The organism is Streptomyces sp. NPDC048718 (genome assembly GCF_043198875.1).
Taxonomy (GTDB): Bacteria; Actinomycetota; Actinomycetes; order Streptomycetales; family Streptomycetaceae; genus Streptomyces.
On sequence record NZ_JBICVG010000014.1, the window covers coordinates 34552 to 54521 of the forward strand.

At 74.1% G+C, this 19970-nt stretch carries 15 protein-coding genes; 10 read left to right on the top strand and 5 right to left on the bottom strand.

The features are described from left to right. The first annotated feature begins 23 nt into the window (after positions 1–23). Positions 24–1037, top strand: coding sequence for an iron chelate uptake ABC transporter family permease subunit (locus ACGFRB_RS24875; protein ID WP_363011373.1), 1014 nt, complete (start codon positions 24–26; stop codon positions 1035–1037). After that, a complete protein-coding gene (locus tag ACGFRB_RS24880; RefSeq protein WP_393246049.1) occupies positions 1034–1849 on the top strand; it encodes an ABC transporter ATP-binding protein in 816 nt (271 codons plus the stop codon). The genes ACGFRB_RS24875 and ACGFRB_RS24880 overlap by 4 nt, the downstream gene beginning before the upstream one ends. 100 nt (positions 1850–1949) lie before the next feature. Here ACGFRB_RS24880 and ACGFRB_RS24885 read toward each other — a convergent pair whose 3' ends face one another. The 3 genes from ACGFRB_RS24885 to ACGFRB_RS24895 all read right to left on the bottom strand — a co-directional run bounded on the left by ACGFRB_RS24885 (position 1950) and on the right by ACGFRB_RS24895 (position 5047). Then, positions 1950–3353 carry a PucR family transcriptional regulator gene (locus ACGFRB_RS24885; RefSeq protein WP_393246051.1) on the bottom strand — a complete coding sequence of 468 codons (1404 nt, stop codon included), beginning with the start codon at positions 3351–3353 and terminating at the stop codon, positions 1950–1952. Positions 3354–3564: 211 nt separating this feature from the next. Continuing rightward, complete coding sequence (locus tag ACGFRB_RS24890; protein WP_393246053.1) at positions 3565–3858, bottom strand: hypothetical protein; 294 nt, start codon at positions 3856–3858, stop codon at positions 3565–3567. Between the two features lie 208 nt (positions 3859–4066). After that, on the bottom strand, positions 4067–5047 hold the full coding sequence (locus ACGFRB_RS24895; RefSeq protein ID WP_393246055.1) for a helix-turn-helix domain-containing protein: 981 nt from the start codon (positions 5045–5047) through the stop codon (positions 4067–4069). Positions 5048–5652: 605 nt separating this feature from the next. Between ACGFRB_RS24895 and ACGFRB_RS24900 the strand changes: the two genes are divergently transcribed. Next, complete coding sequence (locus ACGFRB_RS24900) at positions 5653–5856, top strand: MbtH family protein (RefSeq protein WP_393246057.1); 204 nt, start codon at positions 5653–5655, stop codon at positions 5854–5856. Between the two features lie 124 nt (positions 5857–5980). On the opposite strand, the gene ACGFRB_RS24905 is transcribed toward ACGFRB_RS24900, so the two are convergent. After that, positions 5981–7027: a helix-turn-helix domain-containing protein gene (locus tag ACGFRB_RS24905; RefSeq protein ID WP_393246059.1), complete on the bottom strand. Its 1047-nt coding sequence runs from the start codon at positions 7025–7027 to the stop codon at positions 5981–5983. Between the two features lie 228 nt (positions 7028–7255). On the opposite strand from ACGFRB_RS24905, the gene ACGFRB_RS24910 reads away from it, so the two are divergent. Continuing rightward, the gene (locus tag ACGFRB_RS24910; protein WP_393246060.1) at positions 7256–7444 is read left to right on the top strand and encodes a hypothetical protein; all 189 of its coding nucleotides are present in this window, start codon (positions 7256–7258) and stop codon (positions 7442–7444) included. 42 nt (positions 7445–7486) lie between these two features. Continuing rightward, positions 7487–8566 (top strand): LysR family transcriptional regulator, encoded by a 1080-nt coding sequence (locus ACGFRB_RS24915; protein ID WP_393246062.1) that lies wholly within the window; start codon positions 7487–7489, stop codon positions 8564–8566. 77 nt (positions 8567–8643) lie between these two features. Here the strand turns inward: ACGFRB_RS24915 and ACGFRB_RS24920 are convergent, their stop codons facing one another. Beyond that, entirely contained in the window at positions 8644–9735 is a 1092-nt protein-coding gene (locus ACGFRB_RS24920) for an aspartate-semialdehyde dehydrogenase (protein ID WP_393246064.1), read from the bottom strand. Positions 9736–10089: 354 nt separating this feature from the next. Here ACGFRB_RS24920 and ACGFRB_RS24925 point away from each other — a divergent pair, with 354 nt between their 5' ends. The 5 genes from ACGFRB_RS24925 to ACGFRB_RS24945 all read left to right on the top strand — a co-directional run bounded on the left by ACGFRB_RS24925 (position 10090) and on the right by ACGFRB_RS24945 (position 19968). Further along, a complete protein-coding gene (locus ACGFRB_RS24925; protein ID WP_393246066.1) occupies positions 10090–10698 on the top strand; it encodes an NADPH-dependent FMN reductase in 609 nt (202 codons plus the stop codon). A gap of 210 nt (positions 10699–10908) precedes the next feature. Then, positions 10909–11775 (top strand): thioesterase II family protein, encoded by an 867-nt coding sequence (locus ACGFRB_RS24930; protein WP_393246068.1) that lies wholly within the window; start codon positions 10909–10911, stop codon positions 11773–11775. Continuing rightward, the gene (locus ACGFRB_RS24935) at positions 11772–13454 is read left to right on the top strand and encodes a condensation domain-containing protein (RefSeq protein WP_393246070.1); all 1683 of its coding nucleotides are present in this window, start codon (positions 11772–11774) and stop codon (positions 13452–13454) included. Before ACGFRB_RS24930 ends, ACGFRB_RS24935 begins: the two co-directional genes overlap by 4 nt. Beyond that, complete coding sequence (locus tag ACGFRB_RS24940; protein WP_393246072.1) at positions 13451–15337, top strand: amino acid adenylation domain-containing protein; 1887 nt, start codon at positions 13451–13453, stop codon at positions 15335–15337. Before ACGFRB_RS24935 ends, ACGFRB_RS24940 begins: the two co-directional genes overlap by 4 nt. Beyond that, positions 15334–19968, top strand: a complete 4635-nt coding sequence (locus tag ACGFRB_RS24945) for a beta-ketoacyl synthase N-terminal-like domain-containing protein (RefSeq protein WP_393246073.1) — start codon at positions 15334–15336, stop codon at positions 19966–19968. The genes ACGFRB_RS24940 and ACGFRB_RS24945 overlap by 4 nt, the downstream gene beginning before the upstream one ends. Positions 19969–19970: the final 2 nt, after the last annotated feature.

A 19970-nucleotide genomic window follows, 5' to 3' on the forward strand; every position in this document is an offset into this window, starting at 1 on the left:
CGTGGTTCCGGTCCCGGCCCCGGCTGCTGTCACCGGTCGCCGGGGCGGCGGGGATCGCGCTGCTGTGCGCGTCGGTCGCCGTCGCCCTCACCATCGGCCCCACCGACATCCGGGTGGCCGAGGTGCGCTCCGTGGTCACCGCCCACCTGTCGGGCGGCTCCTCGGGACTCACCCCGATCCGGGACGGCATCGTCTGGAACCTGCGGCTGCCCCGGACCCTGCTCGCGGCCGTGTGCGGCGCCGGGCTCGCGGTGTGCGGCGCGGTGCTGCAGTCGCTGCTGCGCAATCCGCTCGCCGATCCGTTCGTCCTGGGTGTCTCCTCGGGCGCGTCGACCGGGGCGGTCGCGGTCGTGGTGCTCGGCCTCGGCGGGGGCGCGCTGTCCGTCACCGGGGGCGCGTTCCTCGGCGCGGTCTGCTCGTTCGCGCTGGTCGTGTCGCTCGGCCGGGTCCTCGGCGGCGGGACGGACCGGGTCGTGCTCGCCGGGGTCGCCGTGATGCAGCTGTTCTCCGCGCTCACCTCGTTCGTGGTGATGACCGCCGCCGACGCGGAGACCACCCGCGGAGTGCTGTTCTGGCTGCTCGGCTCGCTCGCCGGCGCCGACTGGACCGATGCCGGCGCCGGCTGCGCGGCGCTGGTGGCGGCCCTGCTGGTGTGCGGCGGATCCGTACGGACGCTGGACGCCCTCGCGTTCGGCGAGGACGCCGCGACGTCGCTCGGGGTACAGGTGGCCCGGACCCGGATGATCCTGCTGTCGGTGACCGCGCTGCTCACCGCCGTGCTGGTCTCCTCGGCGGGGGCGATCGGCTTCGTCGGCCTGGTCCTGCCGCACGCGGTCCGGGCGCTGACCGGTCCCGGGCACGCCCGGCTGCTGCCGCTGACGGCGGTGGCCGGGGCGGTCTTTCTGGTCTGGGCCGACACCGTGGCCCGTACCGTACTCGACCCGCAGGAGGTGCCGGTCGGCGTGGTGACCTCGCTGATCGGGGTGCCGGTCTTCGTTCTCGTCCTGTCCCGTACGCACGCGCGAGGCGGGCGGTGAGCGGGGTGGCGGCGGCCGGGCGGGGCGGGCTGCGGGCCGACCGGGTCGCGCGCTCGGCGGGCGGTGTCCTCGTCGTCGACGGGGTGAGCATCGTGGCGCGTCCGGGCACGGTCACCGGTCTGCTCGGCCCGAACGGCTCGGGCAAGTCCACCCTGCTGCGGCTGCTCGCCGGGATCCTGGCCCCGGACACCGGGGTCGTCACGCTCGACGGCGATCCCCTGGGCGGTCTGTCCCGGCGCGCCGTGGCCAGGCGCCTGGCCACGGTCGAGCAGCACGCCGACACCCAGGTCGATCTGACGGTGGCCGAGGTGGTACGGCTCGGCCGGATCCCGCACCGCCGGGCGTGGGCGCCGCCTTCGGCGGCCGACGAGACGGCGGTGCGCTCGGCGCTGGCCCGTACCGGACTCGCCGACCGGGCGGACCGGACCTGGCGCACCCTCTCGGGCGGCGAGCGGCAGCGGGTCCAGATCGCCCGGGCGCTCGCCCAGGAACCGCGCGAGCTGCTGCTCGACGAGCCCACCAACCATCTGGACGTACGCCACCAACTGGACCTGCTGGAACTGGTCTCGGAGCCGGGCCCGGACCTGACCACCGTCGTCGCGCTGCACGATCTGAACCTGGCGGCGATGTACTGCGATCACCTCGTGGTGCTGCGGGCGGGGCGGGTGGTGGCGGCCGGCCCGGCGGCGGAGGTGCTCACCGAGGAGCTCATCGCCTCGGTGTACGGGGTCCGGGCCGAGGTCACCCGCCCCGGACCCGGCGGCCGGCCCCATGTCCGTTTTCTCGGTACGACGGCCGCCCGGGGCGTGTGACGTACCAGAGCGTGAGATGTGCGGGGCGTGTGGCGTACGGGGGCGTGCGCCCGGCCGGCGACGGGCGGGCATCGGTCACGGGCCCTGGCGGACCGCCCGGTCAGACCGTGGCGGAGGGACGTTCCCGGCGGACGCGCGCGCTCCGCCCGCCGCGCGGACCGGAACCGGGGGTCCGGGCGGCGGGCCCGGTTCCGGTCCGCGCCGCGGGAGCGTTGCCCGGTGCGGCGGCCCGCCCGGGCCGCCGGCCGTCGCCGTCGTAGCCGCCGGAGGCACCGAGAGACATGAGGAGTTCCCGGGTGCGCAACCCCAGATGCAGGGTGATGCGATCCGCCCCGTTGTCCAGGTCGAGCCCGGTGATCTCCTGGATCTGCCGCAACCGGTAGTACAGCGAGGTGCGGTGGATCCGCAGCGCCTCGGCGGCCCTGGGTACCGATCCGGCTTGATCGAGGAAGCACCGCAGGGTCTCCTCCAGCCTCGGCCCGCAACCGGACTCCAGCAGCGCGCGCAGCGGTCCGGGGAGCAGCGACTCGTTCAGGGCCCGGTCCGGCAGGTGCAGGAGCACGGCGAGCTCGCCGAGTTCCTCCCAGGACCCGACCCCCTTGAGCGAGGGCATCCGGCGGGCGGCGCGCACCGCGACGAGCGCCTGCTCGTGAGAGGTCCGCGCGCCGGCGAGACCCGTCTGGTGACCGCCGGTGCCGACGACGGGCGCGGCCGACGCGTCGGGGCACGTGCCGAGACCTTCCAGGATGCGCCGGGACTGCGTCTGGAGCTGCTCGGGCGTCAGCGGCCGGTCGGCGAGCTGGAGCAGGACGGCCCGGTCCGGCAGGACCGCGAAGACGCCGTGCGCCGACCGGGTGCGGCGGCTGTCCTCCACCACCCCGCGCAGGACGTCCGACACCTGGCCCGGAGACACCCGGGCGCCGGCCAGCTGCACCACGCCGACCACCGCGTGGGGCGCGTCCGGGAGCCGCATGTCGTCCACCAGTCGCCGGCGGGCCTCGGCGCGCGCCGCCGGGTCCGGCCCCAGCAGCGCCAGGAGCAGTTCCTGCTCCCTTCTCTTCTCCGCGTGGGCCAGGACCTGCTCGGCGTAGACCCGGCCGGCAATGGCGGGGGTCGCACGGGCGACGGCGTCGATCGCCTCCGGATCCAGCCGCGCGTCCGGTACGACGATCGTCAGCAGACCGAGGAAATGGCCGCGCTCGCGCAGCGGCACGCAGTAGCGGGTGAGCAGCCCGAGATCGTCCCGCCCCGCGACGAAACCCGGCCGGGACCACTGGGCGACGCCCTGGTCGAGGACGTGACGGGCGACCTCGTGACCGGCCCGTCCCTGCAACAGGCTGTACACGCGTGCCGGGTCGGCGTCACCGAAGTGCCGGCTCGAACAGATGCCTCTGATCTGAGGGTCGGCCAGGGCCACGGACCGGCCGAGCGACTCCGCGAGCTCGTCGATCAGTTCCTGGAGTACGGCACTGCCGACGGGGGCTCGCCGCAACGTTTCGGCCATGGCAGTCCTCATTCGTGGTCGTCTCTCCGCGACGCCGGGACCGGTGGGCCGGGGTGCGGCGCGCGTTGTCCGCGCCGCGTTCCCGTACCGCGTCGCTCCGGTCTTGTACGTCCTTGAGACACCGTGACACCGCCGTGATGCCCCTCCCTGCGGAACTCTTGTCCGTGCCCGCAGAAAACGCGGGATCGTCGCCCACTCGCCGCGCACCGGCTCAGGCCGAGGTCGTTTCCTCAGAGTGCGGCCGTCCGGCCGATCCGGGACCCCTGCGCCGGCCGGGAGCCGCGTACCAGCGGACCGGTGAGCCGTCCTCGCTCGCCCGCATCGGATGATCCGGCAGGCCGGCCCGGGCATGCCGGGCGTGGGGCGCCGGCATCAGCGTGTCGGGCGGCTCGCGGGCGTCGTAGAGGTGGTCCGTGAAAAGGGGCGACTCGCTCAGGACCAGCTCGGCCCAGGCCAGGGACATCCGGTCGAGAAAGGGAATCCAGCCCTGAGGTGTCTCCACCACCGGTGGGTCGTCCTGCCCGATCCGGGTCAGGGGGATTCCCCAGGAGGCGCGGTCCTGGTTCTCACGGCGGAAGACCGGTACGCCTTCCTGGGCGTCATCGACGTACAGGCCGGGTGGTTCGGCCCGTGGGTCCCGTTGCCGCCGGGGCGGGTCGTCCCGGCGGCGGCCGAAAGCGCCCGCCCGGCCCTGGCGCGGGCGCCCCGGCGGATCACTCGTGCGGTTCCGCGATGGCGAGGGGGCCCTGCCGTCGCCATTCGCCCGGGGACATCCCGTAGGCCGCCTGGAAACGGCGGCTGAAGTGGCTCGGTGTGCTGAATCCGCACCGGGCGGAGACCGCGGCGATGGTCAGGCGGGCGTGCCGGGCCGAGGTCAGCATCCGCCGGGCCTTCGCGAGCCGTTCCGTGATGAGCCACTGTTCCAGGCTGATCCCCGCCTCGCTGAGCAGCGTGTAGAGCCGGCGGACCGAGACGGCGTGCTCCGCCGCGATCCGCTCCGGCGTCAGGTCGCGGTCCGCGAGGTGGGCCCTGGCGTAGGCCGTGATCCGGGTGAGCAGGGTCTCGTCCATCGTCGACCTGACCTCGGCCGTCTGTTCGGTGTGCGCGGCGGAGAGGAGCAACGCGCGCACGAGTTCCGTCGTGGCCGACGCCAGGGCCTCGGAACCGGGATCGTTCTCCAGCCGGCCCGGGTCGCGCCAGACTCCCCGCAGATGTTCCAGCACCAGCCCGTAGAGCGGACTGGCCCGCAGGCGCGAGGAGGCCCGCACCACGGTGTCCACCGGCACACCGAGGCGGTGGGTGTCGAACATGATGGATTGGGACGCCGCGTCGCCGGACCAGCCGTACACCCGGGGCGACAGCTCGTGGAAGACGCAGATGTCGTCGGCTCCCAGGAATTCCCGCCGGTCCGCGACTTCGGCCCGGTGGACGCCCTCGGGCTGCAGCGAGACGGAGACGATCGGGTGGTCGCGGTGATGACGCACATGGCGGGCCGTACGCCGTACCTGGAAGCCCGAGTTACGGGTGGCGAAGAGGTCCAGCCCACCGACACGCCACATTTCCATCCGCGCGTGGATACCGCCCTCCGGCTCCTCGTGGGAAATGTCGTTGGGCACCAAGGAATCCGTCAGCGCGTGGCGAAATGCCTCCACCCGCTCTCGGGGCGGCACGGTATTGAGGTCGAGTAGCAGCACAACAGACTCCCGAAAAGATCACCTTCGGCCATTCTGCCGTATCGACGGGTCCGGAAATTCTTGTCCGAGCGTGCACAGAATTCCCCTCAGGAGCCTTGAACGGGAAAGGATTCGCTACTCTCGACATGCCGTCACACGGAGCCGTCCGCACGGTCCGTGACGTGGTGGAGGTGGACCCGATCAGGCCTCACGGCCGGACCGGCCACGCGCGCGGCGTCTCCCGGAACGCCTTCGCGCGAGACGCTTGTCCGTCGACGAACCCCGGTGCCGGAATCACTTCCGCGTTCCCCGCAGGATTCACGGGACTGGCGGCCATGCCGCGCGGCGCATGCGAGACCATTCGGACAATGATCTCCGAAACCCGTCCGCTTCACACCACTGCCGTGACCCATTGCGGAAACACCGGCCTCGTATCGCGGACTTCGCCACCCATTCCGCGCACCCCGGCCGCCGAGCCCCGGAAGCGGGGAGCCCGGCCCCGCACCTCCATCGGCGCAGCCGATGCGGGTGTTCAGCAGGTTCCATGGCGGGGATCTTGCCGGGGCGGCGGCCCGCACCGAGGCTGAGAGAGTTGTCCCAATCAGTCAGTCGTGGAGGAATGCGCCGTGCAGGACGCGGATGTCGACGAGCGGTTCATGGTCGTGGTGAACGACGAGGAGCAGTACTCCCTGTGGGCGGAGGGACGCGCGCTGCCCGCCGGGTGGCGGGTGGACAAATTCACCGGTACCCGGGCCGAGTGCCTCGCGCACATCGAGGAGGTCTGGACGGACCAGCGGCCGCTGAGCGTGCGGCGGGGCGCCGCCGCCTGACGACGGCGGGCCCCCTTCGGCGTCACGGATCACACGGCGTCACGGATCACACGGCGTCATGGATCGCTCTGTGACGCTGGTCGCTCGATGTCTCCGATCGGTCGGCGTCATGGATCACTCGACGTCATAGATCGCTCGGCAGCCAGCCGCGCTGGACCGCCCGTACACCCGCCTCGAAGCGGCTGCGGGCGCCGAGGCGTTCCATGAGGAGGGTCGCGATGCGCCGGGCGGTCCGATGGGACAGCCCCATGCGCTTGGCGATGCCCTCGTCCGTGTGCCCCTCCGCGAGGAGCCGCAGCGCGGCGGCCTCCTGACGGTCCAGCCGGTCGGCGTCGTCGGCCCGGCGCGCGGGATCCCCCAGCGGCCGGGCGGTCTCCCAGACCATCTCGAAGAGGCTGCACAGGGCGGTCAGCGGGCCCTGACCGGTCAGAACGACGGCCCCCGCGCTGGAGTCGTCGCCGTCCACCGGGATCACCGCGGCCTCGCGGTCCACCAGGGTCATTCGCATCGGCAGGGTGGCGACCGTGCGGACCTGGCCGCCGAGCCCGGTGAGTTCGCGGGCGTGCGCGACGGTCGCCGGATCGTTGCGGACACTGTCGAGATAGACGGTACGCATGGCCACGCCCCGGCAGAGGAGGCGCTCGTTGAGCGGCCGGGCGGCCTGCCGGTTGGCCTCGGTCTGCGCCCCGCCGGGCGCGAAGACCATCACCTCCTCGCGTACGCGGTCGGTCAGCACCGCGAGCTTAGCCCTGGTCTGCGCCACATCGGGCAGGTGTTCCACGGTGACCGGGGTCGTACGGGCGGACAGTTCGGCGTACTCGGAGGCGAGCCGCGCGGCGGTGACCCGGGCGGCGGCGACCCGTCTGCGGTGTTCCTCCAGTTCCGTCTGGGCCCGGGTGACCAGATGGTCGAGGCCGAGTGCCGGGCTCACCGGCTCGGGCCGGCCCGCCGGGCGGCCCGAGCCGCTCGGGCCGCTCGGGCCGCTCGGGCCGCCGTCCGCGGCGGGACTCTGGACCAGGGAGAGTTCGGCGAGCCGCTCCCAGGCCCGGTACACGGCCTCCTTTGTGGTTCCGAGCCGCCGGGCGATGTCCGCCGCTCCGTCCCCGGGCTCCGCGAGCATGGCCCGGTAGACGGCCTCCGTGCCTGTGTCGAGTCCCAGTGCTTCCAGCATGAGGCCCCCGTTCCTCGTCGTGCACCGCTTCGGCACGGGCCCGCGGGCTCCACGCCGAGCGGTCCGTGCTCCCCGCTCATGGCCGTTTTCGGCCAAGGCCCAAAGGGTCCAGCTGATCTTCCTTCCCCCTCGGCGCCCGTCCGGTGATGCTAATGCGCGGCGGACACCCCACCAAGGCACCGGTGCTTCCGCCGCTCATCCGAACCCGTACCGGAAGGACGTCCCTTCATGCTCCGCGCCCGCATCGTCACGGCCGCCGCCGCGACCGCCCTGGTCACCGCCGTCTTCCTCGGCTCCGCCGTCACCGCCTCGGCCGCTGCCCAGACCGGCACCCCGTCCCCGACCGCCACCGCGCAGCGGCCCGCGATCACCCCGGCGGGCGGCGACGGCGTCCACGAGGACATGGGATGGCAGTGACACGCTGACGCTCGTGTCCACCAGTGCCGAGGGGGAGGCCCGTTGGATCTCAGACAGCTCACCACGTTCCATCGCGTCGCGACGCTGCTCAGCTTCACCAAGGCGGCGGCCGACCTGAACTACGCACAGTCGAGCGTAACCGCCCAGGTCAAGAGCCTGGAAGTGGCCCTCGGCGTGGAACTCTTCGAACGCCTGCGGGGCAGGATCCGGCTCACCCCGGCGGGCGAGCGGCTGCTTCCGTACGCGGAACGCATCCTGTCCCTCGTCGACGAGGCCCGGGACAAGACGACCGGCTGGGCCGAGCCCGCCGGACTGCTCACGATCGGCACGAGCGAGAGCCTCACCTCGTACCGGATGCCACCCGTCCTGGAGTTCCTCCACCACCGCTATCCGCGGCTGCGGATCTCGCCGCGGACCGGCTCCGCCGACCGCACCCGCGACGCGCTGCGGCAGGGCGCCCTGGACATGGGCTTCTTCATGGACGCGCGCACCGAGCACGCGGGGCTGAGCACCGAGACCCTGTGGTCCGAGCCGCTGGTCGCGGTCGCCGCGCCGGGGCACCGGCTCGCCGGGCTGCCCGGTCCGACCTCGGGGGATCTGGCGGCCGTACCGCTTCTCGTACCGGAGGCGGGGGACTGCTGCCGGGAGCTGCTGGAGGCGGAACTGGCCGTCGGCGCGACTGCGGGATCGGGACCGGGATCAGGGCCGGGGCCGGGGCCGGAGCTGCTGGAGTTCGGCACCGTCGAGTCCGTAAAGCGCGGGGTCGCCGCCGGGCTCGGGGTGAGCGTGCTCCCCCGGGTCGCCGTGGCCGACGCGCTCGCGACGGGCGGACTGGTGGTGCTCGACTGGCGGCCCCCGTTCGAGCTGCACACCCAGATCGCCTGGCGGCACGGTCGGCAGGTCACCCGCGAGATGCGGGCGTTCATCGACCAGATCGTGCGCTTCGCCGCGCAGGACGGACCGGACGGGGCGTACGCACAGGGCGCGGCGTACGGGCAGGACCGGACGTACGGACAGGGCACGTCCAGGGCGCCCGCGCCGCCGGTGGTGTCCGAAGTGTCCGACGCGCCTGACGGGTTCGCCGTGCGGACCGGTCGCTCCGGGCTCCAGCTCGTGGGCTGAGGCCGACGTCCGTCGGCCGGCCGGCAGGTCCGGCGCCGGCCGACGGGTCCGGGCCCGCGTCCCGGTCCCCGGCGGGATCAGAGCGTGCCGCGTGCCGCGAGTTCGCCGAGGACCTGGAACGCGCCCAGCGCCGCGCCGCTCCTGAGGTTGTCGGCGACCAGCCACAGCCAGAAGCCCGTCGGGCCGTTCGGACCGGCCGGCGAGAGACGGATCCGGCTCACGTGCACCCGGTCGGGATCGTCCAGCGTGGCGGGGGTCGGCGTGGCGTGGCCGGCCCCGTCGTGCACGGTGACGCCGGGTGCCGAGCGCAGCGCGGCGATCAGTGCGCCCCGGTCCACGGCGAGCGCGCAGTCCACCCACACCGCCGCGCACTGACCGTGTGCCACGGGCACCCGGACACAGGTGGCGGTCAGGTCGAGCCCCGGCAGGCCGAGGACGCGGCGGGTCTCCTCCAGGAGCCCGCGCTCCTGCTCGGTGAAGCCGTCCTCCGGGGCGCCGGCCCACGTACCGCCCGACGCACGGTCCGGCTCGGCACCGGCCCCCATGCCGCTCTGCGCGTCGAAGGCGAGCGGCGGCGAGAACATCTCGGCGGGCAGGGGGGCCTCCGGGTCCTGGAGCCGGATCCGGGTGCCCTCCTGGAGCTCCTCGACGCCCGCGTGCCCGGCCTCGGAGGCAGGCTGATAGGTGCTCACCACGACCTTGCGGACGGTCCAGCGGCGGACGATCGGCGCGAGCACCCGGGCCAGGGCGGTGGCGCCCGCTCCGGGAAGCGCGACGAGTCCCCCCGCCGGGCGCCGGTCGAGCAGGGCGCCGTTGATCCCGGGGACGACCAGGGGAACGTCCTTCGTGAGCCGGAAGGCACTGCTGCCGTCGACGACCAGGGTCCCGGCGGCCGCGGCGAGCGGCGCCCAGCGGCGGCCGACCTCGGCGCCCGCGAAGAAGAAGGCCACGTCGGCCCGGCGGAAGTCGAATCCGGCGAGGTCCCGCACCGGACGGTCGAGTCCGCCGGCCCGGATCTCGCGGCCCGCCGACCGCGCGGAAGCGATCAGATGGAGTGCGCGGTAGGGCGACCCGTGGTCCTCCAGGATGTCCAGGAGGGTGCCGCCGACCGCGCCGGTCGCGCCGACCAGGGCGATCCGCGGGGCGAGAGAGGTGTCGGCCGCCGTCATGGCGTCGCCGATCCGACGGAGCCGATGGCTCTGGTGGCTTTGATGGCTCTGGTGGGTCCGATGAGTTCGGGCCGGAAGTGCATCGTCCGATGATCGCGCCGGACGGGCGGCCCCTCAAGAAGCGGGGACACCGCCTTTCCGATGGTGTCCATCGACAGCGCCGATCGGCCGATGGCGCCCCCTTCCCGGCACATCGATTTCCTCGATCTCTCCCATCGGAATCGCCGTCGGCGAACATTTGACCAGCAAGTTTCCTTGACCGAGGCTGAGTTGCGGTCCTCGGGGCGACGCTCACGAAGTGTCGGCGACGGGGCGCACGGAAAGAACGACCGCACACGGCTTCGGGGGCTCCTCATGCGGCAGTTGGTGAAAGTGGTGGGCATCGGCGGCTCCCGCCGGTCCGGTTCACGGGCCGAGCGGGCGCTGCGTCTGGTGCTCGACGAGGCCGGACGGCTGGGCGCGGAGACCCGGTTGATCCCTGGCGCCGATCTGGTGCTTCCGCTCTTCGATCCGGCCGGGGCCGAACGTCCCGCCGCCGTGGAGCGGTTGCTCGCCGAGGTGGCCGCGGCCGACGGGATCGTGATCGCCAGTCCCGTCTACCACGGCGGAGTCACGGGCCTGTTGAAGAACGCCCTGGATCACCTGGAGGCGCTGCGCGGCGACGAGCGGCCCTATCTGAGCGGGCGCGCGGTCGGCACGCTCGCGGTCGGCGCGGGCTGGCAGGGCGCGATGACCACGCTGTCGGCGCTGCGCGACACCGTGCACGCGCTGCGCGGCTGGAACACCCCGCTGGGCGTGGCGGTGAACACCGGCGTCACCGGTTTCTCTCCCGACGGCGCCTGCGCGGATCCCCACATCCGGTCCCAACTGGCCATCATGGCTCACCAAGTGGTCGAGTTCGCGGTGGCCCGACGGGCACCGCTGACGGCGGAGCGGGCGGAGCCTGCGCTCCAAGCGGGCTGACCGGCGACCCGGCCGCGGCCGGGTCCGGCTTCCCCGGCGCCGGCGTACGCGGAGGCCGCGCGCCCTCCTCGTCTCCGGACCGCCTCCGGACCGCCGCCGGACCATCGCCGGACCCCCATCGCCGGACCGGCTTCGGTCCCCGGGCGTCCCCACACGCCGCCCCGCTCGCCTCACCCGTCACGCACGCACGCGCTCCGACAGGGATTCACGTTGACACACCACATCGACACACCCGCCGGACCGGACGGATCCGCCGGCCCCGACCGGCCCGGCGGGTCCGGCCGCCCCGGCTCCCTTGAGACGCCCCTGGACCGCTGGATCCGCCGCTTCCCTCCCTACCGGACGGCGGAGCACACCCTGGTGTGCTTCCCCCACGCGGGCGGCGCGGCCAGCTACTACCACGCGCTCTCTACGGCGCTCGACCCCGACATCGAACTCCTGGTGATCCAGTACCCGGGGCGCGAGAACCGGCTGTTCGAGGAGCCGGTGCGGTCGCTGGAGGCGATGGCGGACGCGGCGGCACGGGCGCTGACCGCCCACGGAGTCGAGCGGCCGGTGTTCTTCGGGCACAGCATGGGCGCGATCGTGGCCTTCGAGACGGCCCGCCGGCTGTCCCGTACGGCGTCCCGGCCCGCCACACTCGTCGCCTCGGCCTGTGCCGCGCCCTCCCATCACGAGGCGCGCGCCGAGCGGCTCGACGGGGCCGGTGAGGAGGCGGACACCGCGGTGCTCGCCCGGATCATGGGCCTCGGCGGCACGCGTCCGGACGTGGCGGAGCACGAGGAGCTGATCCGGCTCTGTCTGCCCGCGCTGCGCGCTGACTTCGCGGCCCTGGAACGGTACCGGGTGGCACCGGAGGCGACCGCACCCTGTCCGATCACCGTGTTCGCGGCCGACGACGACCCCAGCCTGCCGCCGGCGGACGCCGGCCGCTGGGGCCTCCATTCGGCGGCGGGCCCCGTCGGCGTGCATGTCTTCGAGGGCGACCACTTCTACTTCCGGGAGCGTCCCGGGCCGTTCCTGGAACTGCTGCACCGTACGGTGCGCGAGGCGGGCCGGGGGGTGGCGTTCGCGTGACCGCGAGTGGCTTTGTCTTCGAGGAGCTGGCCCGGTTCTGGTCGGAGCTGCTCTGTACCGAAGAGCCCTCGCCCGGTGCGGAGTTCACCAAGCTCGGCGGGGACGGGGAGACGGCGAGACGGCTCGCCGGGCTGATCGACGAGGAGCTGGGGCTCACGGTGTCGCCCACCCGCCTGCTCGGCGCGGGCACGCTCGCCGGGATGGCCGAGGTGGTGGACGCCGCGATGAAGGCGCCGCCCGCCGCACCCCCCGGCCGGGAGTCGGCCGCGGACCGGGACTCGGCGCCGCTTGCGGAGCCGGCGCCGGACGCGCCGCGGGCGCTGCCGCGCGGCGCGGACGCCCGGCCCGCGCTCTCCTTCGCCCAGCAGCGGCTGTGGTTCATGCAGCAGATCGATCCGGAGACCACGCTCTACAACGTGCCGACCGTGCTGCGGCTGCGCGGCGCGCTCGACCCGGCGGCGCTCGGCCGCGCGCTCGACGCCGTGGTGGCCCGTCACGAGGTGCTGCGCACGACGTACGCGGCGCCCGCCGGTGTGCCGCACCAGGTGATCGCGGCGCCCTCGCCCGTCCCGCTGCCCCGCACCGATGTGTCGGCGGCGGGCGATCCGGAGGCGGAGGCCCGGCGGATCGCGGGCGAGGAGGCCCGGCGCGTCTTCGACCTGGCCACCGCTCCCCCGCTGGCGGCCCGGCTCGTGCGGGTCACCGAGGACGATCACCGGCTTGTCGTGACCTTCCATCATGTGGCCGTCGACGGCGGCTCGGTGGAGGTCTTCTACCGTGAACTGGGGCTGCTCTACGGCACGCCGGAGGGACTTCCCGAGGCCCCGCTGCAGTACGCCGATCTCGCCGAGTGGCAGCGCGCGCGGCTCACCGGCGCCACCCTGGACGGCCTGATCGGCCATTGGCGCGCGGTTCTCGGCGAGGATCCGCGCGCGCTGGAGCTGCCGACGGACCGGCCCCGGCCGCGTTCCAAGAGCTTCCGCGGCGCCGTCGCCACCCGGCGGCTGCCCGCCGGACTCGTGCGCGCGGTGCGGGCGTTCGGCAAGGAGGCGCGGGCGACGGCCAACATGACGTACCTGGCGGCGCTGTACGCCCTGCTCTCGGGCTGGTCCGGGGCGAAGGACGTGACGGTGGGCATGCCGGCCGCCGGGCGCACCCGCCCCGAGCTCCAGGACCTGGTCGGCTGCCTGATCAACATGGTGCCGGTACGGGCCGGTCTGGCCGGCGACCCCGGCTTCGGGGCCCTGACCGGCCGGGTACGCGCGGCGGTCCTCGACGCCGCCGACCACCAGGAACTGCCCTTCGACAAGCTGGTCGAGGCGCTGGTCACCCGGCGTGGCCGGGACTTCACGCCGGTGTTCCGGGTGATGTTCAGTCATCTGGGCGAGCGGCGCCCGCCGGTTTTCGCCGGACTCGGGCCGTGCGAGCTGGATGTGACGGGCCCTCAGGACACGGCGAAGTACGACCTCAGTCTGTACGTGGAGGAGCGCGGCGCGGACGCCGTGGAGCTGCTCCTCGAGTACGACACGGATCTGTACGGACCGGACACGCCGGACGCGCTGCTCGCCGCGTACGAGCGGACCCTCGCGGAGGCCGTCGCCTCCCCGGGCACCCCGGTCGGCGATCTGCCGGCCGTGGTGTCCTTCACCGCCACGCACCGAGAGGAAGCACGACCTTGACCGTTGACGGACGGGGCTCCGCGCCGGGGACCCTGCACACCTGGTTCGAGCGGCAGGCGGGGCTGCGCGGTGACGCCGTCGCCGTGTCGGGCCCGGACGGCCGCCTGACCTTCCGGGAGCTGGAACGCGACGCCAACCGGCTCGCCCATCATCTGCGTTCCCTGGGCGTCGGCCCGGAGGTCCCGGTGGCGGTGCGCCTGGAGCGGACCACGACGCTGGTCACGGCGCTGCTCGCGGTGCTGAAGGCGGGTGGGGCGTATGTGCCGGTGGATCCGGCGAGCCCGGCCGAGCGGCAGGCGTTCATGCTCGCCGACGCGGGTGCGGCGGTCCTGGTCACGGACCGGACCGGCGCGGTCGACGGGATCGACGGGGTCGGCGGGGCCGTGCACACGGTGCTCACCGGCCCGGGCGGCACGGATGTGTCCGGCCGGCCGGACGAGGCCCCGGCGGACGGTGGCGGGGCGGTCGCCGCGAACCTGGCGTATGTGATCTACACCAGCGGTTCGACCGGGACCCCGAAGGGTGTGATGGTCGAGCACCGTCAGGTGACGGCGCTGCTCACGGGCGTCCGGGAGCGCTTCGGCTTCGGCCCGGACGACGTGTGGTCGATGTTCTCGTCCGCCGCGTTCGACGTGTCGGTGTGGGAGATGTGGGGCGCGCTGCTGCACGGCGGCCGTCTGGTGGTCGTCCCCGACGACGTACGCCGTTCTCCGCAGGACTTCCACGCGCTGCTGCGCGATGAGGGCGTGACCGTCCTCAACCAGACGCCGGCCGCCTTCCGGCAGCTCGTCCGGTACGAGGAGGAGACCGCCGGGCGCGGCGGCGCTCCGGCCGAACTGGCCCTGCGGGTCGTGGTGTTCGCGGGAGAGGCGCTGTCGCCCGGGACGCTGCGGCCGTGGCTCGCGCGGCACGGCGAGGACCGGCCCGAGCTGGTGAACATGTACGGGATCACCGAGACGACGGTGCACTCCACGTACCGGCGGATGACCGCCGCCGACCTGGCCGGTGCCGGTGCCGGGGACAGCCTGATCGGCGGGGCGTTCGACGGCTGGACGATGCGGGTGGTCGGGGCGGACGGCGACCCGGCGGCTGCGGGGACGGCCGGCGAGCTGTACGTGGGCGGCGCGGGGGTGGCCCGGGGCTACCTCGGCCGTCCGGCGCTCACCGCCGAGCGGTTCCTGCCGGACCCGGAGGCGGCCGTGCCCGGCGCCCGCCGCTACCGCTCGGGCGACGGCGCCCGGGAGCTGGCGGGCGGCGACCACGCGTATCTGGGGCGGCTCGACCACCAGGTGAAGATCCGCGGCTACCGGATCGAGCCGGGCGAGATCGAGAACGCGCTCGCCGGGCATCCGGAGGTCCGCGACACCGTGGTGATCGTGGACGAGGACGCGGCGGGCGACCCGCGCCTGGTGGCCTACTGGGTCCCGGCGGGCAGGGCGGACGCGGTGGGACCGTCCGAGCTGCGCGAGCACCTGGCGCGGACGCTGCCCGCGTACATGGTGCCGAATGTGTTCGTGGCCCTGGACCGGCTGCCGCTGACCCTCAACGGCAAGGCGGACCGGCGGGCGTTGCCCGCGCCACAGGCCGTACGGCCCGATCTCGAAGCGGACTTCGCGGCGCCGTCGACACCCGTCGAGAAGACCCTCGCCGACATCTGGGCCGGACTGCTCTCCGTCGACCGGGTGGGACTCGACGACGACTTCTTCGAACTGGGCGGGCACTCGATGCTCGCCACCCAGGCCGTGGCCGTGGCCAAGGAGAGACTCGGGGCACCGGTGACGCTGCGGCTGCTCTTCGATCTGCCGACCGTACGCGAACTCGCCGGCGCGCTGGAGGACTTGCTCGCCGACCGCCACGACGACACCGACAAGGGGAACGCATGACCGCGCGAGAGCACGGGGCACAGCTGCCGGAGCAGTCCGTCGCCATCATCGGGATGAGCGGGCGCTTCCCCGGGGCCCCCGATGTCGAGGCGCTGTGGCGGCTGGTGACGGCCGGCGCCGAGGGTGCCACCCGCTACACCGACGAGGAGCTGCTCGAAGCAGGGGTCTCCGAGGAGCTGCTCGCCGATCCGGCGCTCGTCAAGTCCGGTTTCCCGCTGGAGGGTTACGACCGGTTCGACGCGGCCTTCTTCGGGATCACCCGCTCCGAGGCCGAGCTGATGGACCCGCAGCACCGGCTGCTTCTGGAGACCTCCTGGCAGGCGCTGGAGCGGGCCGGCTATCCGGCGGGGGCGTACGACGCGCGGACGGGTGTGTTCGCGGGTGTCTCGGGCAGCGGCTATCTGCGCGAGCGGATCCCGCACGGCGGCGCGGACGGCCGGGTGTCGGACGAGATCCAGGTGGCCGTCGGCAACGACCCGGGCACGCTGAGCCTGCGGGTGTCGTACCGGCTCGGTCTGACCGGGCCGAGCTTCACCGTGCTGAGCGCCTGCTCGTCGTCGCTGGTCGGCGTGCACCTGGCGGTGCAGTCGCTGCTGTCACGGGAGTGCGACATGGCGCTCGCGGGCGGTGTGGCGGTCCGGGAGTTCGAGCCGCGCGGCTACCGCTACGAGGAGGGCGCGATCCTGGCCCGGGACGGGCACTGCCGCCCGTTCGACGCCGAGGCGAGCGGCACCGTGTCCGGTGACGGCGTGGCCGTCGTCGTACTGAAGCGGCTCGAGGACGCGCTGGCGGACGGCGACCATGTGCACGCGGTGATCCGCGGCTCGGCGGTCAACAACGACGGCGCCGCCAAGATCGGCTTCACCGCCCCGTCGGCACGGGGACAGGCGGAGGTGGTCTCCGAGGCCCTGGCGGTCGCCGGGATCGAGCCGGGTTCGGTCCAGTACGTCGAGGCGCACGGCACCGCGACCCCGCTGGGCGACCCCATCGAGGTACAGGCGCTCACCGAGGTCTTCGGCACCGAACTGCCTGCGGGATCGGTTCACTTGGGGTCGGTGAAGTCCAACATCGGGCATCTGGACGCGGCGGCCGGGGTGACCGGTCTGATCAAGGCCGCGCTCGCCCTGGAACACCGGTACATCCCGCCGACCGCCCACTTCACCGCGCCCAATCCGCGACTCGCCCTCGACAAGGGCCCGTTCCGGGTGGACGCCGAGGGCCTGCCGTGGCCCAGGACGCAGGAGCCGCCGCGCGCCGGTGTGAGCGCCTTCGGCATCGGCGGCACCAACGCTCATGTCGTCCTGGAGGCGGCTCCCGAGGTCGAACGCGTCTCCTCGGACACCGAGGGCGACCGGCAGGTGCTGCCGCTGTCGGCGCGCTCCCCGGAGGATCTGCGGGCCGTCACCGAGCGGCTCGCCGACGCCCTGGAGTCCGGTGCCGGTGCCGGTGCCGGTGCGAGCCTCGCGGACATCGCGTACACCCTCCAGTCCGGCCGGGCGCCGCTCCCCCACCGCCGCACCGTGGTCGCCGCCGACCGCGCCGAGGCCGTCGCCGCGCTCCGCCGGACCGTACCGGCGGCGGAGCCGGTCGCGGAGAACACCGAGGCACCGGCCACCGTGTTCCTGTTCCCGGGGCAGGGCGCGCAGTACGCGGGCATGGGTGCGGAGCTGTACCGCGCCGAGCCGGTGTTCCGCGAGGCGTTCGACGCCTGTGCCGACATCCTGGCGCCGCTGATGGGCGCGGATCCGCGCCGGGTGGTCTTCGCCGAGGGCGCCGAGGCGGGCGAGCGGCTGCGGCAGACCCGCTGGACCCAGCCGGCCGTCTTCTGTGTGGACTACGCGGTGGCGCGGCTGCTGATGTCGTGGGGTGTGCGGCCGGACGCGATGACCGGGCACAGCCTGGGCGAGCTGGTCGCGGCCACGCTGGCGGGCGTGTTCAGCCTGGCGGACGCGCTGAAGGTGGTGGCGCGGCGGGCCGGGCTGATGCAGGATCTCACCCCCGGCCGGATGCTGTCCGTGCTGCTCGACGAACGGGCGGCCGCCGAGGCGGTCGAAGGCACGGGTGCCGTGGTCGCCGCCGTCAACGCGCCCGGTTCGTGCGTGGTCGCCGGAACCCCCGAGGAGGTCGCCGCGGCGCGGCGGGTCCTTACGGCCCGGGGGATCTCCGTGAAGGAGCTGGAGACCTCCCACGCCTTCCACACCCGGCTGGTCGAGCCGGCGCTGCCCGGGCTCGCCGAGGTGCTGCGCTCGGTGAGCCTGAACACGCCGTCGATCCCGTTCCTGTCCAATGTGACCGGCACCTGGATCACCGACGAGCAGGCCACCGACCCGGAGTACTGGGTGGCGCACACCCGGCGGCCGGTGCGGTTCGCCGACGGCGTCTCGGTACTGGCCCGGCGCGGTCCCGTGGTCATGGTCGAGGCCGGGCCCGGCAGCCAGCTGAGCGGTCTGGTCCGCGCCCACGGCGAGCCGCTGCCGGTGGTGACGCTGCTGCGTCGCCCGCGCGACGGAGCCGGCGTCCCGGCCGAGGGCCACGCGCTGCGCGAGGGCCTCGGCGAGCTGTGGCGCCGCGGCGTGGCGGTCGACTGGACGGCGCTGCACGGCGGCCGGTTCCGGCGCCGGGTGCCGCTGCCCGCCTACCCGTTCCGAGGGCCGAGCCATCTGCTGCCGAGGCCGGAAGACCGCGGCGCTGTCGGTGTCCGCCGGGACCCGGCGCGCTGGACGTACGCCCCGGTGTGGCACCCCGCTGCGCTGTCCCCGGCCGGACGGCCCGGGGCGGACGGGGCGCCGGGCGAGGAGTCGGGCGTGGCCCCGTCGGCCTGGCTGGTGCTCGCCGACGGACACGGGCTCGCCGACGAGGTCGCGGCCGGGCTGCGCGCGGCAGGGCACACGATCGTCACCGTCCGCGAGGGCACCGGCTACGCGCGGTCCGGCCAGGGCGAGTTCATCGCCGACCCGGCGTCGGCGGACGATCTGCCGCGAGTCGTACGGGAGTTGCGCGGCGACGGAGTCCTGCCCGACCGGGTGCTGCACGCCTGGTCGGTCCTCGGGGCGGAGCCGGACGACGGCGGAGCCGGTGCCGCCGGACGTCACGCGGTGGCGCTGGACCGTGGTTTCCACGCCTTGGTGAGCCTCGCGCAGGCCGTCGGCGAGTCGGGCGAGGACCGCCCGGTGCGGTTCGACGTCGTCACGGACGATCTCCAGGACGCATACGGCACGGCCGTGGTGCGGCCGGAGCGGGCCACCGTGTTCGGCGCGGTGACCGTGCTGCCGCAGGAGTACACCTGGCTGTCCTGCCGGACCGTGGACGTCCGTTCCGCCGACGACCCGGGTACGGTCGCGGGTCTGCTCGTCGCCGAACTGACGGGACGGGCCGAATCCGACGGACCCGACGGACCGGACGGACGGTCGCCGGTGGCGTACCGGGGCGGGCGGCGGCTGCTGCGGGCGTTCGCGCCCGTCGCTCTCGCGCCCGTGGCGGCGGAGCGGGCCTGGCCCGAGGACGCCGGGTTCGTGGTGACCGGGCTGCCCGGCGAGGCGGGGCTGAGCTTCGCCGAGCATCTGGCGGAGTCGGGGGCGCGGCTGCTGCTCGTGGGCGACGCCGAGGTGCCCGACGGCGAACGCCTCGCGACGCTGCTCGCGGACCGGCCGGACCGTGTCTCGTACCGCGCGGCGGATCTCACCGACCCGGAGCGGGCGCGTGACGTCCTCGCCGGGGCGGCGGAGTCGTTCGGCGTGAACGGGCTACGCGGGGTGCTGCACTTCCCGGAGGCGCGGGGTTCGGGTCTGGTCGCGCTGAAGACCCGGGCGGACTTCGACGCGGTCCTCACCGCGCGGGTGCGCTCCACGCTGCTGCTGGACGAACTGCTCGCGGACAGACCGGAGGTGTTCCTGTTCGTGGGTTCGTCGACGACGGGGGTCATCGGCGGCTTCGGCCAGTCCGAGAACACCGCGGCCGCCGCGTTCACCGACGCCTGGGCGCAGGCCGCGGCGGGCGCCGGGCGCACGGCGGTGGCGTTCGACGTGGCGCAGTGGGCGTGGGACGACTGGTTCGAGCAGCAGATGGCGGGGCTGCCGGAGGTACGGGCCGGCTACGAGCGGCTGCGTCACGAGCAGGGTGTGCCGGTGGCCGAGGGGCTGAGCCTGGCCCGCGCGGCGCTGGCCGGCGGACTTCCGCGGGTCGTGGTGTCGCGGGCGGACTTCCAGGACGTGCTCGCCGACCAGGCGGGTCTGACGGCGTCCTCGTTCGCCGACACGCTCGGTGGCGGCCGGCAGGCCGCCGAGGACGGCTGGGACCCGGCGACGGTGTGGCCGGACGACGAACTGGCCCAGTCGGTGGCCCGGGTGTGGCGCGACATGCTCGGCGCCTCGCCGATCGGTCCGGACGACGACTTCTACGAGCTGGGCGGCAACTCGCTGTTCGCCATCCAGATCGTGAGCCGGCTGCGCGCGCTGCACGGCGACTTTCCGATGAGCGCCGTCTTCGAGGCGCCGACCGTGGCCGGTCTCGCGGCGGCCATCCGGTCGCACCAGGCGGAGGCGATCGGCATGGACGAGTTCGAGGCGCTGCTGCGCGAGATCGAGGGCCTGTCCGCGGACGAGGCCGAGGCGAAGCTGAAGGGCGAGGCGTGACG

What these genes read in the sequence shown, in the direction of transcription:
- ACGFRB_RS24885 (WP_393246051.1), bottom strand. Translation starts at nt 3,353, where the DNA reads ATGGCCGAAACGTTGCGGCGAGCCCCCGTCGGCAGTGCCGTACTCCAG.
- ACGFRB_RS24905 (WP_393246059.1), bottom strand. Translation starts at nt 7,027, where the DNA reads ATGCTGGAAGCACTGGGACTCGACACAGGCACGGAGGCCGTCTACCGG.
- ACGFRB_RS24910 (WP_393246060.1), top strand. Translation starts at nt 7,256, where the DNA reads ATGCTCCGCGCCCGCATCGTCACGGCCGCCGCCGCGACCGCCCTGGTC.
- ACGFRB_RS24920 (WP_393246064.1), bottom strand. Translation starts at nt 9,735, where the DNA reads ATGACGGCGGCCGACACCTCTCTCGCCCCGCGGATCGCCCTGGTCGGC.
- ACGFRB_RS24925 (WP_393246066.1), top strand. Translation starts at nt 10,090, where the DNA reads ATGCGGCAGTTGGTGAAAGTGGTGGGCATCGGCGGCTCCCGCCGGTCC.
- ACGFRB_RS24945 (WP_393246073.1), top strand. Translation starts at nt 15,334, where the DNA reads ATGACCGCGCGAGAGCACGGGGCACAGCTGCCGGAGCAGTCCGTCGCC.